The 17,426-nt window shown below is 60.4% G+C and carries 8 protein-coding genes and 2 pseudogenes; all 10 read left to right on the top strand.

The window, feature by feature from the left end:
* Positions 1–23: 23 nt before the first annotated feature.
* The 10 genes and pseudogenes from CAG44_RS23510 (at position 24) to CAG44_RS29195 (ending at position 17,424) form a co-directional block, all read left to right on the top strand.
* Entirely contained in the window at positions 24–13,175 is a 13,152-nt protein-coding gene (locus tag CAG44_RS23510; protein ID WP_085693089.1) for a hemagglutinin repeat-containing protein, read from the top strand.
* Positions 13,172–13,723 (top strand): hypothetical protein, encoded by a 552-nt coding sequence (locus CAG44_RS23505; RefSeq protein WP_085592560.1) that lies wholly within the window; start codon positions 13,172–13,174, stop codon positions 13,721–13,723. Before CAG44_RS23510 ends, CAG44_RS23505 begins: the two co-directional genes overlap by 4 nt.
* Positions 13,724–13,987: 264 nt before the next feature.
* A pseudogene (locus CAG44_RS23500) lies at positions 13,988–14,188 on the top strand (hypothetical protein); the annotation flags it as partial.
* 5 nt (positions 14,189–14,193) lie between these two features.
* Complete coding sequence (locus CAG44_RS23495; RefSeq protein ID WP_075043697.1) at positions 14,194–14,448, top strand: MafI family immunity protein; 255 nt, start codon at positions 14,194–14,196, stop codon at positions 14,446–14,448.
* Positions 14,449–14,567: 119 nt separating this feature from the next.
* Positions 14,568–15,419, top strand: a pseudogene (locus CAG44_RS23490) (IS5 family transposase).
* Positions 15,352–15,666, top strand: a complete 315-nt coding sequence (locus tag CAG44_RS29370) for a DNA/RNA non-specific endonuclease (RefSeq protein WP_085592562.1) — start codon at positions 15,352–15,354, stop codon at positions 15,664–15,666. Before CAG44_RS23490 ends, CAG44_RS29370 begins: the two are co-directional and overlap by 68 nt.
* Entirely contained in the window at positions 15,666–15,995 is a 330-nt protein-coding gene (locus tag CAG44_RS23480) for a hypothetical protein (RefSeq protein WP_085592564.1), read from the top strand. Before CAG44_RS29370 ends, CAG44_RS23480 begins: the two co-directional genes overlap by 1 nt.
* Before the next feature lie 52 nt (positions 15,996–16,047).
* Entirely contained in the window at positions 16,048–16,422 is a 375-nt protein-coding gene (locus CAG44_RS28560; RefSeq protein ID WP_143493951.1) for a hypothetical protein, read from the top strand.
* Between the two features lie 225 nt (positions 16,423–16,647).
* Entirely contained in the window at positions 16,648–17,022 is a 375-nt protein-coding gene (locus CAG44_RS23475) for a barstar family protein (protein ID WP_085592568.1), read from the top strand.
* A gap of 195 nt (positions 17,023–17,217) precedes the next feature.
* Entirely contained in the window at positions 17,218–17,424 is a 207-nt protein-coding gene (locus CAG44_RS29195) for an HNH/ENDO VII family nuclease (RefSeq protein ID WP_256575292.1), read from the top strand.
* The last annotated feature ends 2 nt before the right edge of the window (positions 17,425–17,426 follow it).

Genomic DNA, 17,426 nt, shown 5'->3' with positions numbered 1-17,426 from the left:
CAGCGCTTTTCCCGAGTACCGACATGGACGTTCGTCAATTCGCCTTCCTGGCCCGTCAGCCTTCGGCTGCCCTGCAAACACGCCGCACCTTCTGGGGCCTGTCCAAGCGTGGGCTGGCTTTCATGCTGGCCAACATGATGTTCTGGCAGCCGCTGGTGGCCATGGCCGACGGCATCGTGGTCAACGGCAGTGGCACCAGCCTCGGCCAGGCAGGCAACGGCGTGCCCATCGTCAATATCGCTGCACCCAGCGGCGCTGGGCTGTCGCACAACAAGTTCAGTGACTACAACGTCGGCCAGCAAGGCGTAATCCTCAACAACGCCACCGGCCGCACCCAGGCCACCCAGCTGGGCGGCATCGTTCTCGGCAACAGCAACCTGGGCGGCCGTGCGGCCAGCACCATCCTTAACGAGGTCAATGGTGGCAACCCGAGCCAGCTCAAGGGTTACACCGAGGTGGCCGGGCAGTCGGCGCATGTCATTGTCGCCAACCCCTATGGCGTAACCTGCAACGGCTGCGGTTTCATCAATACCCCCAGGGCCACGCTGACGACCGGCAAGCCGGTAGTCGAAAATGGGCAACTGCAGCGCTATCAGGTGGAGCAAGGCAGTGTCGCCATCGAAGGCGCCGGGCTCAATGCCAGCAACATCGACCAGTTCGAGATCATCACCCGCAGCGCCAGAATCAACGCCCAGATCCAGGCCCGCCAGCTGGCGGTGGTCGCCGGCAGCAACGACGTCGATGCGCAGAGCCTGGCCGCCACCGCACGTGCCGCCGACTCGGCCCAGGCGCCGCAGTTGGCCATCGATTCCTCGGCACTGGGCGGCATGTACGCCAACACCATCAAGCTGGTAGGTACCGAAGCCGGCGTGGGGGTGAAGCTCGACGGCAAGCTGATTGCCAGCGGCGGCGATATCCAACTCGATGCCAACGGCCAGCTGCGCATGGCCGAGGCCACCGCGGCCAAGGGCTCGGTGGCGATCACGGCCAGCCAGCTCGATGCCCAGGGCGGGGTATATGTCGGCAACGAACTGAAAGTGCGCACCCAGGGCGACCTGAACAATCGCCAGTCGCTCGCTGCCGGTCAACGCATCAGCCTGGACAGCGCAGGGCGGCTGAGCAACCAAGGCATCATCGAAGCGGGCGTCAACGCCGACAACAGCCGCAACACCACCGGCGACGCACGCCTGAACGCCAGGCACATCGATAACCATGGCAACACCGTGGTGGCCAGCCGCAATCTCAGCGTCACGGCGCAGCAAAGCCTGAACAACCAGGGCGGTACGCTCGGCGCCCGGTCTCGCCTCAGCGCAAGCGCCGATACCCTCGACAATCGCAACGCCGGCAGGCTGCTCAGCAGCGGCCAGGCGGACCTCACAGCCTCACGCCTGAACAATGCCCAAGGCGGGCTGATCGACGGCGCCAGCGTGAACGCCAAGGTTGGCCAGCTGGACAACGCCGCCGGTAGCGTGCGCGCGGGCCAGCACCTGGCTCTGACAGCCAGCGGCGCGGTGGATAACCGTGGTGGCCAGCTGACCAGTCTGCAGACTCTGAACCTCAACGCTGGCCAGGTAAACAATAGCGACAGCGGGCGCATTGCCAGTAACCAGGCACTAAGCGCCAGTGTCACGGGCCTCGACCAGCACAACGGCGGCAGCCTGACCAGCGTCAGCGAGCTGAGCCTGAACCTGAACAAAGGCCACCTGAACAATCAGGGCGGCCTGATCAATGCGCCACGCCTGACCCTGAACAACCTCGACACGGTGGATAACCACAAGGGCGAAATCTCCAGCGCCCAAGCGTTTGCGCTGGTGGCGCGCAGTCTCGACAACAGCCTTGGCAAGCTGCTCGGCAACCAGAACCTGAGCCTGTATCTGGACCAGGCACTGAACAACGACGGCGGGCTGGTTTCCGCTAACGGCATCAATGTGCGTGCCGCCAGCCTGGATAACCATGCGGGCACCCTGACCAGCCGTGCCGACCTGGCGCTGCAAGTGACCGGTAACAGCAACAACCAGTCAGGCGAGATTTCCAGCGTCGGTACCACCACCCTCAAAGGTGGCAGCCTCGACAACCGCGGTGGCCAGGTCACCGGCGATGCGGCCTTGCAGGTAGCGCTGGGCGACGCCCTGGACAATCGCCGAGGCCTGCTCGGATCGGCCGGGGGCGTCCACCTGCAGGCCGCCAGCCTGGACAACCGCGAGGCCGGCAACCTGGTCAGCGACGCGGGCCTGAGCGCCGAGGTCACCCACTTGCTGGACAACCAGCAAGGCGAGATCAGCGCCAAAGGCGACATCGACCTGCGCGCGGCCAAACTCGACAACCGTGCCGGCAAACTGCGCGCCGGCCAGCAGGCGAGCCTGAATGTCGAGCAACTGGACAACCGCCAGCAAGGGCTGCTGAACAGCCTGGCCGCACTCAGCTACAAGGGTTTGCAACTGGACAACCGTGGTGGCCTGCTAAGCGCCGCCGGGCCGGTGCGCCTGCAAGCCGGCAGCCTGGACAATAGCGGCGGTCGTATTTCCAGTCAGCGCACACTGGTGGCCCAGTTCGGGCAAATGATCAACCAAGGTGGCGAGCTGGTTGCCCAGGGCGACCTGTTGCTGGCCGGCAGCCACCTGGACAACCGCGCCAAAGGCTTGATCGGTGGCACCAGCGCGTTACGGCTGAATGTTGCCGAAATCGACAACCGTGGCGGAGAAATCTCCACCACCAAGGCGTTGGCCATGCAAGGCACCCGCCTGGACAACAGCAACAGCGGCAAGGTCCTGGCCGGCAGCGCCCTGCAACTGCAGATGACCGAGGTGCTCAACCGCAACCTGGGCCTTCTGTCGGCCACCGGGCCGCTGACCCTAAGCGGCCAGCAGCTGGACAACGGCCAAGGGCGTCTGGTCAGTGGTGGCGACCTGGACGTTGGCCTGGTTGGCGGGTTAACCAACCAGCAGGGACTGATCAGTGCCGAAGGGCGCCTGGGCGTTACCGTCGGCAAGCTGGACAACAGCAGCGGCAAGCTCTCCAGCGCTGCCGGCCTTTCGCTGACCAGCGCCGGCACGCTGCTCAACCGCAACGGCTCGATCACTACCGACGCCGGTCTGGCGCTGACCAGCCAAAGCCTCGACAACGGCCAGGCCGGCTTGCTCAGCAGCAAAGGCGCGGCCAAGGTCGTTACCGGCACCTTCGACAACGGCGAGGGCGCGCAACTGGTCAGTGGCGACCGCCTCGACCTTGAGGCCGGCCAGCTCAATAACGGCCAGGGCAGCCGCATCGCCAGTGAAAAGGCGCTGGTCGCCAGCGTCACCGGCCTCGCTCAGGACGGTGGCCAACTGTTCAGCAAAACTGCGCTGACCCTCGACCTGAACCACGGCCAGCTGCGCAACCGGCAGGGGTTGATCAACGCGCCACTGCTGGTGCTGAACAACCTTGCCAAGGTGGATAACCAGCAAGGCGAAATCTCCAGTGCCCAAGCATTCACCCTGGCAGCACGCAGCCTGGACAACAGCAACGGCCGGCTGATCGGCCAGCAAGGCCTGACCCTGCGCATCGACCAGGCACTTAACAACCTCAAGGGCCTGGTAGCGGCCAGTGGCCTGGACCTGCGCAGCGCCAGCCTAGACAACAACCTGGGCCTGATCAGCAGCCGCGCCGGCCTGGGCCTGGCCGTCGACGGCGAACTGCGTAATCAGGGCGGTACGCTGATCGCAGATGATCGCCTGCACATGCAGGCCGGCAGCCTGCTGAACCAGCAGGGGCAGGTTTCCGCTGCGGGCGAGTTGCAAGCGCGAATTGGTACCCTCGATAACCAGGCCGGTGTGCTGGTTGCCTCTGGGTACCTGAAACTGTCCGGTGACCAGCTCGACAACCGCCAGGGTGGCCTGATCGGTGCGAGCCAGGGCCTGGACTTGCAGGTGGCGGCGGTAGACAACCGCGCCGGGGAGCTGTCGAGCAAGGCAGACGTCATCCTCGGCGGTACCCGCCTGGACAACAGTGACGGCGGCAAGGTGCTGGCCGACGGCAAGCTGCAAGTCGCCGTCGCCGAGGTGATCAACCGTAGCAAAGGCATGCTCTCGGGCAAGGCCGGGCTGGGCTTGACCGGCAACAGCCTGGACAACGTCGGCGGCCTGCTGCTCAGCCAGCACGCCATCGATGCCACGCTACAAGGCACACTCGACAACCGTCAGGGCCTGATCAGTGCCGAAGGTAGCTTGGGCCTGGCGAGCAACGCACTCGACAACCGCGGCGGCAGTGTTTCCAGCGCGGGGGCGATGACCCTCAAGCACACCGGCAACGTCCTCAACCAGGGCGGGGAATTGGTTACCGATGCGGCGCTGCAACTGAGCGCGGGTCAGGTCACCAACACCGACCTGGGAACCATCAGCGCCAAGGGGCCGGCCAGCATCGACGCCGGCAGTCTCGACAACAGCCGCAAAGGCCGGATCGACAGCGGCGCCAGCCTGGGCCTGATCACCGGCCAGCTGAGCAACCGCGATGGCGGCCGAATTGCCAGCGTCGGCGCCCTGTTGGTCAACGCCAGCGGCCTTGACCAGCAAGGTGGACAGCTGTTCAGCAACAGCGCATTGACCCTGGACCTCAACCATGGCCAGCTGGATAACCGCCACGGGCTGATCAACGCCCCGATGCTGGTGCTGAAGAACCTCGATGGGGTGAACAACCAGGGCGGCGAGATCTCCTCGGCTCAGGCCGTCACCCTGGCTGCTCGCAGCCTGGACAACAGCAGCGGCAAGGTGCTGAGCAATCAGGCGCTGACCCTGCGTATCGACCAGGCCTTGCAAAACATCAAAGGCCTGGTCGCTGCCGAAACCCTGCATACCCGTGCTGCAAGCCTGGACAATACCGGTGGCACGCTGACCAGCCGTGGTGGCCTCGACCTGCAGTTGGCCGACAGCCTGAACAACAGCCAGCAAGGCCTGATCAACGCCGCTGGCCTGCTGGACATTGCAGCCCGCGCTGTCGACAACCAGGCAGGCTCGCTGTTGGGCAACGCCATCCGCATCGATTTCGGCAGTGCCACTGGCGACCTGAACAACGATGGTGGCCTGATCACCACCGATGGCCCGCTGGCTCTCGACCGCCTGCGCGACCTGAGCAACCGCGGCGGTGAAATTTCCTCGCGGCAGGACCTTGCCCTGGCCGGCCGTGCCCTGGACAACAGCGCTGGCAAGCTGATCAGCAGCGGCCAGCTGAATGTCACCGCCCAGCGCCTGCTGAACCAGGGTGGACTGGTCTCGGGCTGGCGAGGCCTGGGCGTAAATCTGGGCAGCCTCGACAACCGCAACCAGGGCACCCTGTCCAGCCGCGATGGCGCGTTGGACGCCGCAGTCAGCGGCGACCTGCAGAACAGCGCGGGTGGCGCGCTGGTCAGCCAGCAAACCCTGAACGTGGCAGCGGCGAACCTCGATAACAGTGGTGCCGGCATCCTGTCCAGTGGCGGCGCGCAGCGCCTGACCATCAGCGGGCTGCTGAACAACGGCCAGGGTGGCCTGATCGACAGCGGCGCGGCGCTGGCCCTCAACGCCATGGCCCTGGGCAACGTCGCCGGCAGCATCAGCGCCCGGCAGGCACTCGAAGTGAATGCCGGTAGCCTGGACAACAGCGCCGGCAGCCTGATTGGCAATGCGGCCGTCACCCTCAAGCTGCTCGGCGCCCTTGCCAACAACAACGGCAAGCTTGCCAGCGCCGGCCCCCTGCGCATCGACAATGCCACGCAAATCGACAACCAGGGTGGCCAGATCGCCAGTCAGGGCCTGCTGAGCCTGTTCGCCAGCAGCCTGGACAACCGCAATCGCGGTACCGTGGCGGCCAGCCAGCAACTGACCTTGGCCGTTGACGGCCAGCTGCTCAACAGCGCCGACGGCCTGATTTACAGCCAGAACGGCGGCGCCGATGTGCGTGCCGCCAGCTTTGGCAACACCAAGGGCACTTTGCAGAGCCAGGGGGCCTTGCAACTGGTGACCGGTGATGTCGACAACCAGAGTGGCCGTATTCTGGCCGACGCTGGCAACCTCGACGTCACGGCCGGCAACCTGGACAACCGTGGCGGCGTGCTTTCCAGCCTGCAAGGCAAGTTGGTCGCCGACCTGCGCGGTGTGCTGAACAACGGTTATGACCTGAACAACAACCGCCAGGGTGGCGTCACCCAGGCCCAGGCCCTCGACCTCAAGGTACTGGGTGGCATCGACAACTATGGCGGGCGAATTGCTGCACAAGCTGGCGATGCCTTGGTCAGCACCGCCGATTTCGACAACCGCAACGGCGGCCTTTATGCCCAAGGGCTGGTCAAGGTTACAGGTGGCAATTTCGACAACAGCGGCGACAACGATGGCCAGATCGCCGGCCAACGCATCGACCTGGACCTCAGCGGTGCGCTGAATAACCGCCTGGGCATCATTGAAAGCGACAGTACCCTGGTCATCAAGGCGGCCAGCCTCGACAACCAGACCGGCCAGTTGCGTGCCTTGGGCACAAGCGGCGCCACCCGCCTGCAGATCGGCGGCCCGTTCGACAACCGCAACGGCACGCTGGAAACCGCCAACAGCGACCTCAGCCTAGGCGTTGGCAGTTTCCTCAACGCTGGCGGCAGCCTGCTGCACGTGGGCAGCGGCACTTTCGACATCAGCACAGCCAATGTCACGGGCGCCGGCGGTAGTATCGTCACCCGGGGCGGCCTCACCCTCAACGCTGACAGCTGGAGCAACAGCAACGTTATCCAGGCCGGGCGCCTGACGCTCAATGTCGGCAACTTCAGCCAGACCGCCAACGGCCAGTTGCTGGCCAGCGAAGCGCTGGTCGGCAGCGGCAGCGACTGGAGCAACGACGGCCTGATCGCCAGTGACGGCAGCCTCAGCCTCGATCTGGCTGGCACCTACGCCGGCAACGGCCGCCTGACCAGCCGTGGCGACCTTGGCCTGAGCGCCGCACAGGTCAACCTGAGCAACACCGGCAGCATCGCCAGCGGTGGCACCACCAGCCTCTCGGTAGTCGGGCAGTTGAACAGTGCCGGCCGCCTGACGTCTGCTACCGGCTTCACCCTCGTGGCAGGCGGCGTCAACAACCAAGGCACGCTGGGTGCCGGCGAAGCGCTGAGCGTGACCACCGGCGCCCTGGTCAACAGCGACCAGGGCCTGATTTTCAGCGGCAGGGATATGGGCCTGCGGGTCGCCAGCCTGACCAACAGCTATGCCGACGTCTACAGCCTGGGCGCCCTGACCATCGACCGGGATGGCCAGGGCGGCTTGGCCAACAGCATCGTGAACCGTTCCGGCTCGCTGCAGAGCGACCTGTCGATGAGCCTGGCAGCGAGCACCATTCAGAACGTGCGGGCGGTGCTGCAGACCGACAACAAGGGCCTCTACACCGCCCGCGTTGGCGAGGTGGCCTGCATCGAGGGCTACAACGCCGGCGACTGCGGCGGCAAGCGCAACCACGTCTGGGAGATCGTCCAGCGTGACAAGTTCGAGGTGACCGACGCCAGTGCCGCCTCCAGCATCACCACCGGCGGCAACCTGACCATCCGGGGCGGCGACCTGCTCAACAGCAGCAGCACCATCGCCGCTGCCGGTAACCTGGTGGCCAGCGTCGATAACCTGACCAACAGCGGTGTGGAAACCGGCGAGACCGAAACCACCCGCATCTTCCGTTCCGAACGTACCCGCAACGCCGGGGCCTGGTACCAGCTGGCCAGCTCGATCACCAGCAAGTACTGGTACGAGAGCGCTGGTTACGACCCTGCCAACCTGGGTGGCTTGCAAGCTGACCTGGCCAGGTTCATCGGCATGACCGAAGCGGAGCTGGTGAGCCTTGGCAGCACCCGCAAACTAGCGGCTGGCGACCAGAGCTATGCCGCCATCATGCAGGCCAATGGCGCGGTGAACATCACCGCCGGCAACGGCATCGACAACAGCGTCGTGCGCCCGGGTTACGCCTACATCGGTAGCGGCGCGCGTACCGATACCACCGCACCCGGTACGGCGTTTTCCACCCGCATCACACTCAACCAGCAGCTGCCGCCGGACCTCGCCCAACAACAGGTCAACCCGTTGGCGCTGCCCGGCTTCAGCCTACCCACTGGGCAGAACGGCTTGTTCCGCTTGAGCAGCGAGGCCGGCAGCACGACCGCCAGCGGCCCGCAAAGCTGGAGCATGGGCGGCGCCAGCCTGAGCGTCGCGCAGCGCCAGCAACCCTTGCCGCTGGCCCAGGGGCGCACGGTCAGCATCCGCGGTGCCGACCAAGCGGCAGGCAGCAGCACCACGCTGAATACGGCCGATCGCACCCAGGCGAACGTCGCCGGTAGTGCCAGCGCCGTCGACACCAGCCTGCCCGGGAACGCCGGTAGCCCCGCGCTGCCCGGCCGCTCGGCGGTGGACGACCGCATCAGCCAGGCCTCCACGCTCAACGGCCAAGGCCCGCTCACCATCGAGCGCGTGCAAGGCCTGCCCGACAGCAGCGTGCGCAGCAATCCGCACAAGTATCTGATCGAAACCAACCCGGTGCTCACCGACCTCAAGCAGTTCATGAGCTCCGACTACCTGCTGGCGAACCTTGGCTACGACCCGGATGAAAGTGCCAAGCGCCTGGGCGATGGCTTCTACGAGCAGAAGCTGATCCAGCAGGCCGTGGTCGCCCGCACCGGGCAACGCTTTATCGATGGCCAGAACAGTGACGAACAGCTGTTCAAGTACCTGATGGACAATGCCATCCAGAGCAAGCAACAGCTCAACCTGGCAGTGGGCGTGAGCCTCACCTCCGAACAGGTGGCGGCGCTGACCCATGACATCGTCTGGCTGGAAACCGCCGAGGTGAATGGCGAGCAGGTGCTGGTGCCAGTGCTCTATCTGGCGCACGGCAACAACCGTCTGGCCCCCAACGGCGCTCTGATCGCCGGCAACGACGTCAACCTGATCGCCGGCCAGAACCTCGACAACGTCGGGACCCTGCGCGCCAGCAACAACCTGTCGGCCAAGGCCGGCAACAACATGGTGAACAGCGGCCTGGTCGAGGCTGGCAACCGCCTCGACCTGCTGGCTGGCAACGATCTGGTGAACAAGGCCGGCGGCATCATCGCCGGGCGCGACGTCAGCCTCGCCGCCGTGCGTGACGTGATCAACGAACGCACTTTGACTTCGCACCAGAGCAGCAACGGCAGCTACGCCCAGCAGCGCGACTTTGTCGATAACGCCGCCCGGGTGGAAGCCGCGAACAACCTGGCGATCAACGCCGGGCGCGACCTGAGCAACAACGGCGGCGTGCTCAGCAGCGCTGCCGACACCAGCCTGAAGGCCGGCCGCGATGTGAAGCTGACCTCGGTCGAGCAGGTGGTGGTCAACGACCGCGGCGTGCGCCACACCGACAGCAGCGTGACCCAGAACGGCTCGAGCGTGCAGGCCGGGCGTGACCTGAGCGTCAGCGCCGGGCGCGATATCAGCGCGGTGGCCAGTGCGATCGAGGCCAAGCGGGATGTGGCCATGGCGGCGACGGGCGATCTGCAGCTGGCAGCGGCCGCCAACGAGCAGCACTCGGCGAGCAAGACCCGGAAAGTCACCAGCCAGGAGGACCATGTCCAGCAGGTGGGCAGCACCGTGGTGGCTGGCGGCAATGTGGCATTGAAGGCTGGCGACGACCTAGCACTGAGCGCCAGCCGCGTGACGGCGGGTGATGAGGCCTACCTTTATGCCGGTGGCGATGTACAGCTGGTCGCTGAGGAGAACAGCGACTACAGCTACTACCGCAAGACCAAGACCAGCCACTCCGGGCTATCCAGCAGCCAGAAGACCCGGATCGACAGTTCGAAGGCCATCACTCAGCAGGGCTCGTCGGTCAGTGGTGACACGGTGGTCGTTCGCGCCGGGCAGGATATCGGCGTGTCGGGCAGCAGCATCGTGTCCACCAACGACACCAGCCTGCTGGCGGGCCGTAACGTGCAGATCGATAGCGCGACCGAAACGTTCGAGCAAAGCCACTCGAGCTCGAAGAAGAAATCGGGCCTGCTCAGCAGTGGAGGCATCGGCTTCACGTTGGGCTCGACCAGCCTGGAGAAAACCTCGACCAGCACCAGTGAGAACGCCAAGGCCAGCACCATTGGCAGCGTGCTGGGCAATGTCACCATCGAGGCGGGCAAGGACCTGGGTATCAAGGGGTCGGAGGTTGTCGCCGGCAAGGACATCACCCTGGTCGGGCAGAACGTCGAGATCGTTGCTGCTGAAAACCACAACACCAGCGAGCAGACGTCCAAGAGCAAGAGCAGCGGCTTGACCCTGGCGCTGTCCGGTACGGTTGGCAGTGCCATCGACACCGCTTACCAGACTACCAAGCAAGCGACCCGGGAAGAGGACAGCCGGCTTTCTGCACTCCAAGGTATCAAGGCCGGGCTGACCGGTGTTCAGGCCTGGCAGGCTGCCCAGCAGAGCGGTGGCATGACGGCGGATAATGCTGGCCAGTTCGTAGGTATCGCCTTATCGCTGGGCGGGCAGAAGTCGAGCTCGCGGCAGACCCAGGAACAGACCGTCAGCCAGGGCAGCAGCCTGACCAGTGGCAACGACCTGAGCATTGTGGCCACCGGCAACGGGGCCGGCAGCGGCGGGGATATCCGGGTACAAGGCAGTCAACTCAAGGCCGGCAATGACCTGCTGTTGTCCGCCGAACGCGACATCCAGCTTGAGGCTGCTGCCAATACGCAAAAGCTCGATGGCAAGAACAGCAGCAGTGGCGGCGCCATCGGCGCCAGCATTGGTGTAGGTTCCGAAGGTGCCGGTCTCAGCATCTTCGCCAATGCCAACAAGGGTGCCGGCAACGAGAAAGGCAACGGCACGACCTGGACCGAAACCACACTGGACGCCGGCAATGAGGCGACCCTGCTCAGCGGGCGGGACACGGCGCTCAAAGGGGCGCAGGTCAACGCCGCGAAAATCACCGCTGACGTAGGGCGCGACCTGACGCTGCAAAGCCTGCAGGACACCGACAACTACAAGTCCAAACAGGCCAATGTCAGCGGTGGGTTGAGCGTCACCATCATCGGCGCGGGCGGGGCAAGCGGCAGTCTCAGCGTCAGCAAGACCAAGCTCGACTCCAACTACCAGAGCGTGCAGGAGCAGACCGGTCTGTTCGCCGGCAAGGGCGGTTATCAGGTCGATGTGGGCAAGCACACCCAGCTTGACGGCAGCGTCATTGCCAGTACTGCCGACGCCGACAAGAACCGCCTGAGCACCGGCACCCTGGGCTGGAGCGATATCGCCAACAAGGCCGAGTTCAAGAGCCAGTTGGCCAGCGCCAGCATCAGCGGTGGCAACGGTGGTGCTGACACCTTCACCAGCAACATGCCAAGCGGCACGTTGATCGCCTACAACCACAGCGGCAGCGCCAGCGGCACCACATCTTCGGCCATTTCCGAAGGCGCGCTGGAAATCCGAGACCCGGGCCGGCAGCAGCAGGATGTGACCAGCCTCAGTCACGACGTCGAGCATGCCAACGACAGCATCAGCCCGATCTTCGACAAGGAGAAGGAACAGCGGCGCCTGCAGCAGGTGCAGCTTATTGGCGAAATCGGCACACAGGTATCGGACATCGTCCGCACCCAGGGGCAGCTGAAGGCTGACCAGGAGGCGCGTGCGGAACTTGAAGCACACGGCATCGTGGCGCCGGGTGAAGGGGCAAGCAAGGAGGCGGTGAAGGCGTACCAGAAACAACTGGTCGCCACCGAGGCTTACCAGCGAATCATGGGTAAGTACGGCACCAGTGGTGATTACCAGCGCGTGACCCAGGCCGTGACAGCGGCACTGCAAGGGTTGGCGGGTGGTGATATCGGTTCTGCGCTGGCAGGCGCATCGGCACCGTACCTCGCGCAGGTGATCAAGAAATCTACTGGTGACAATGCTGCACTCAACGTCATGGCCCACGCAGTGTTGGGTGCCGTTGTCGCCCAAGCGCAGGGCAACTCGGCGGCAGCCGGGGCAGCGGGTGCGGCCGGCGGCGAACTGGTTGCCCGCCTAATCACTCAGCAGTTGTATGGCACCAGCGACAGCAACTCGCTCAGTGAAGAGCAGAAACAGACCGTTTCGGCGCTGTCGACGCTAGCGGCCGGGCTTTCGGGTGGTCTGGTGGAAGGTAATAGCGCTGGGGCTGTCGCGGGTGCCGGTGCGGGCCGTAACGCGGTTGAAAACAACCTGCTGGCGAACAAATACGGCGTTGAACGGCTGGATGCCGCCAGCCGGGCGTTGTATGAGAAGCTCAAGGCCGCCGGTATTGGCAGTATTGATGAGTTGCACGAGCGGTATAAAGCCTGTGGTGGAAATGGCGGCTGCGAGGTTGGTATTCGTGATGAGTACCGGCAGCAGGAGAAGCAGGCTGGGGAAAAGCTGGTTGAGCTGTACCAGAGCGGCAGGCTGAGCAAAGCGGAATATGACCTTCTGGTAACGGATTACGCCCTTGCGATGATGAGGGGGGTAGTGGACGCGCAGAAGAGCGACGCGGACGCGAGCTTCCTTGATGTCTACGCGCTGTCGGGCAGCGATTGGTCGCCAATGGGCGTTGTTGCGAATCCGTATGTGAACGCGATCAGAGCGAGTGAGCTGATTGCGGAATGGAGACGGCAAGGGTTAACTGAAGAGGCAATCAATGAACGGGCACGTCAGGACGGCTTGCTCGGCTCGACCTTGGCGCCGGTGGATGTGCCAGGGATCATTAGCCTTGTCGATAAAGGTGCTACGCGGGATGATGTAGTAAAATTAGCGGCGGTAGTGATACTAGGCAAAGCTACCAGCGGTGCAAAAGGTACTGCAACAGATCCGAAAGTCACCATCAAAGATCACTATGATCATCACTTGAATATGGTGGATGACATAAAGGATCAACTTTCGTCTCAAGGGTTCAGAGTCAGCGAAAAGGAAATATCATTCGGTAGCTCCTGCGGAACTGGTCGTTGTAGGCCAGATATCGTGGCCGAAGCACCGGATGGGACCTTGAGAATTATTGAGGTTAAGACAGGGGGCGCGGACTTGAGTATTCGTCAGTCAGAAATTTTCCCTCAAATAAAAGATGGGGCTTCAATTCCAAGGGGGAAAGTTGCCGAAAGTTTTGGCCTCACGCCAGGCGTACCACTAAAGGATCAAGGTTATCCTAACGGTATCCCTATTGAGATAATGAATTTTCCTGGTGCTAAGTTATGAAGGAAAAAGATGTGGCTTCAATTTTGACGGAGCAGGGCTGGGTTTGTAGCAAGGATGAAGTCGGGGATTATTTTTGCGTGACAGATGTTGATGGGGTTAAACTTCAAGTAATCCCGTCTGTGAAGAAGCGCTCGGATCATTTTCGGGTGTCACTTATGCCATCGGTTTCGACCAAAGAATTCTCGGAAACTGTTGCGTTTGTGCGGGGAGAGGGGAGCGGATATTCGCCGGTAATAGTCAGTAATGAGCCTCCAGAGAAGTTGCCTGAATTCTCTAGTGATGATGTTCTCAGGATGTCTGAGAAAGCCATGTCTTGGGCACGCTCTCAAAATATTGAGTCCGGCCTGATGGTTTATAGAAGTCTGCCGACTGACAGTAAAGGCGCGATGCCCCTTCGGCACTTGGCTGCATTGGCAATAGCTGGTGACGTTGAACGATTGGACGGTTACAAGAAGAGCTTTGAGATGGGAGACAGGCTTGGTTTTGTACCCTACATTACTGATGGCATGATTGATCGGGCAGTCTTGAAAGCCAAACTTGCAAAATAGATTTTTTGCCGGTATTGGCAGCATTGATGATTGCACGAGCGGTATAAAGCCTGTGGTGGAAATGGCAGCTGCGAGGTTGGCATTCGTGATGAGTACCGGCAGCAGAAGAAACAGGCTGGGGGAAAGCTTGTTGAGCTGTACCAGAGCGGCAGGCTGAGCAAAGCGGAATACGAACTTCTGGTAACGGATTACGCCCTTGCGATGATGAGGGGGGTAGTGGACGCGCAGAAGAGCGACGCGGACGCGAGCTTCCTTGATGTCTATGCGCTGTCGGGCAGCGATTGGTGGTACGCGCAAACAGGAACCGGTGGGGCTTATACGGCTAAGGGAGATCCTGCCAAATGGGTTGCTTATGAAACTCGTGATGGTGTACGTATGCGAGTTGTATACCAACCAGCTACTGGGAAGGTGGTTACCGCGTTTCCTGATGATGCTCCTGTCCCGCCTTATAAACCTATTAGGTAAATTTTATGTTTGCAGATCGTATTATTGAATTCGGGAAGAAATTCGACGGCCGATTGGAAGCTGGCCTGCTCCAAGGGGCTTTGGACTATGTCGCGTACAATGAGGAAGGCCTAGCCTTTGAGATACTATGCGATCACATTTGTGAATTTGATATTTCTATTACGGACGACGAGTACCAGGAGGCAGTTAGACTTATCACAGATCTAGGGTTTGATTTAGATGAGGGGCCATTTAAGCACTTGGTGGGATTGAAGAAATAAAAACCTAGGGGTCGGTTGGTGCAAAAGGCGCAGGTGAGGTTGCCTCGAAACCCAATTGCCGCCCTTCGGAAGCTGAAATTCTGTAGGGTTTCCGGCCATCTACGGAACGGAGTTCTGTGATGGCAAAGCGTTACGAACTCTCGGAGGCCTGGGATGTGGTCTCTGATCTCTTCATCGAAACTCATGGTCGGGGGCGACCGCGTCTAAGCGACCGCCTGATGCTCGATGGCGTGCTCTGGGTGCTCTGCTCGGGCGCTGCGTGGCAAGACATGCCGGAGCGCTTCGGCCCATGGTCAACGGTGTATCAACGGTTTCGCGGATGGCGAAACCAGGGGACATTCGATCAGATGCTCAAACGCTTACCCCTGAGATTGAATGAGCAAGGCTTGATTGATCTGCAAACCTGGATGATCGTCTCGACCGCAGTACGTGCAACCCGAGCCTCATCTGGCGCTCGGAAAAAAGGGGGCCTGACGAACCTGCCGATCACGCTCTAGGCCCCAGTCGCGGTGGCCCGACAACTAAGATCCACTTGCTCTGCGACGCCAACGGGACACCGTTGCGCTTCCTCCTCTCTGGCGGTCAAGCCAGTGACATCAGCTACGCACAACCACTGCTGGACGAAGTCAGCATTCCATCGAACCAACGTGGCCGCCCGCGCAAGCGCCGCAAATGGTTGCTCGCCGACAAGGGCTACGACGCCGAAACGCTGCGCCGTTACTGCGACCAGTACCGTATGCAACCCGTCCTCCCGATGCGCTCAATGAAGCGCAAACCCAAGCCTGGCTTACCCAGACTGTTTGATCGGCCCAAACTGACAGCGCAACATCATTGAGCGCATTTTTGGCTGGCTGAAAGAGAATCGCCGCATCGTCACACGCTTCGACAAGCTCGCGAAAAGCTATGCCGCCATGGTCTCACTGGCTTGTTCCATGTGGTGTTTGCGACATCTCTTTTCGTACGGAGCCTAGTATATTCAGCGGACCTGGGGAGAGGTTGAACCTCCTTCCCATGAATGGAAACTTGAATAAAGGTACTTGGAAATCTATGGGGAATACATGGGCGTCCGCATTCAAGGAGGGAAAGCAAGTTAACGTAAAGATTGAGACTATTTATTTTGGCAATACTGTTCGGCCAGAAAGCTTTAACGTGCAGTGTTCAATAGGTATTGCTCGTCCAAAAGAAATTTTATTTAAAAACTCACCGGGCGTAAATTGATGCGTAGTGATGATGATATCTATAATGACATTGGGGGTATTCTGTTTGAGATTGCTCCCGATGGAGCCTGTAAAGTTATTATGCGTGCACAACTATCCCAGGAGCTAGATAGCTGTGAGTATGAGTATGACTACATTGATGAACAAGGTAACGTTGCCTGGTTTACGGCAGGCGGGCGAGTCAATACAGATATTTTAGATCTTTTAGTGGAGTTGCGTCGTTGGTATGTTGAGAATAAACTGACAGGAGGGCTGCCAGCGTGGAGTGGCTGTGAGGTGGCCTTGGACTTGATTAAGTTTAAAATTTGCATCGACTTTATTTATCCTTGAGAATTAAGCGGCAAGTTTAGATGTAGAGGCTTAGGCTGAATGTGGTGTGCTTTTGGAAAATCTTAAGGCAAGAGAAGTTGTTGGAGATGGCCTAGAGCACGACCATAGCCCTTCCTTTGCTGCGTTGCGCACAGCAAAGGAAGCAGAGTTGGGCCGTCCCCTTACCGAGCTGGAAACCAAGACTCTCTACCGAAACTCTACTGCTGTGGAGGTACCGCGAGATGTACATATTGCAGGTCCTATCTATGGCGGAAAAAATACACCTGCTCAGATTCAGCAAGACGCAGCGGATCTGTACGGTGCAGTTTGTCGCGACACAGATGCACTACGAGCAAATTTGAACAGTCGAGGTTATGATTCAAAGCTTGTGGATGAAACTGTTCAAAAAATAGTGGAAAGAAATCGCAAGGCAGGATTTATTAAGTAATGAATACTTGGTCGAATTTTGTTTGGGCTCTTGGTCAAAATGAAGGTGGTTCAATAGTAACTGACTTGTGTCGGGAGGTCGGAGAGCCGCCAGCCATTGGTCGTATAGAGGTGTTTCAGGGCCAGGGCCTCAGCGGATAGTTGTTGGGAAGGGTGGTGAGATATACTACTCTGCAGATAATTACAAGATATTTATCCCAATCAATAAATAAAACAAGGAGTGGAAGTGCTGCCATTCAAGTACTCCGATCTCACGCCCTCATTCGACGCTGCGGAAGTCTTTTATGTCCGTATTGATCCGAAAATTTCTCTCTCGGAAGAGCTGTTAAGCGCGCTATATTACCAGCTATGGCTTCCAGGGTATTTTGGATTCAATTGGGATGCACTCTACGACTGTTTGAGAGATCTTGAATGGATTCCATGCAGCAAGGTGGTTCTTGTGCATGAAGTTATTCCAAACGTGCCAGTAGATGACCTGAAGGTTTATCTGGAGGTGTTGCGCGACGCGGCTCTTGACTGGGGGCGAGATGAGGCGCATCAATTGGAGGTTTTCTTCCGGTCGACTGACCGAAGTGCAGTGGAGGCACTTTTAATGAGCTAATTCAAGTGGTGCAAAAGGAATAGGGAACGCTACAGAGGCGGGCTCTGTTTTTACTCAGCAACGTAATTTTTGGTCAAAAGATCCTATTCAGTTTAGTGGGAATAAGTCTATCAGCGGAATGATTTATTTGATTCTGATTTGCAAACTAGTTGGCGTGAAGGTGGCAAAGCCATAACAGGTAGTAATGTTGAGCGTATGGCCTCTGGTCGAGCGCCCATAGGTGTAGATGGCAAGTCGGTGAACCTGCACCATATGACGCAAACACAGTCAGGGCCTATTGCAGAAATGACGCAAAGTTTTCACCAAGCCAATAGCGCAACTATTCACATTAACCCTAATACAATTCCTTCTGGTATTGATAGGGCAGCTTTTGATAAGTGGAAGGTGCAGTACTGGAAGTAACG

This window comes from Pseudomonas sp. B13(2017), assembly GCF_002113245.1.
Taxonomy (GTDB): Bacteria; Pseudomonadota; Gammaproteobacteria; order Pseudomonadales; family Pseudomonadaceae; genus Aquipseudomonas; species Aquipseudomonas putida_Z.
This window is presented reverse-complemented; position numbering and strand designations above follow the sequence as displayed.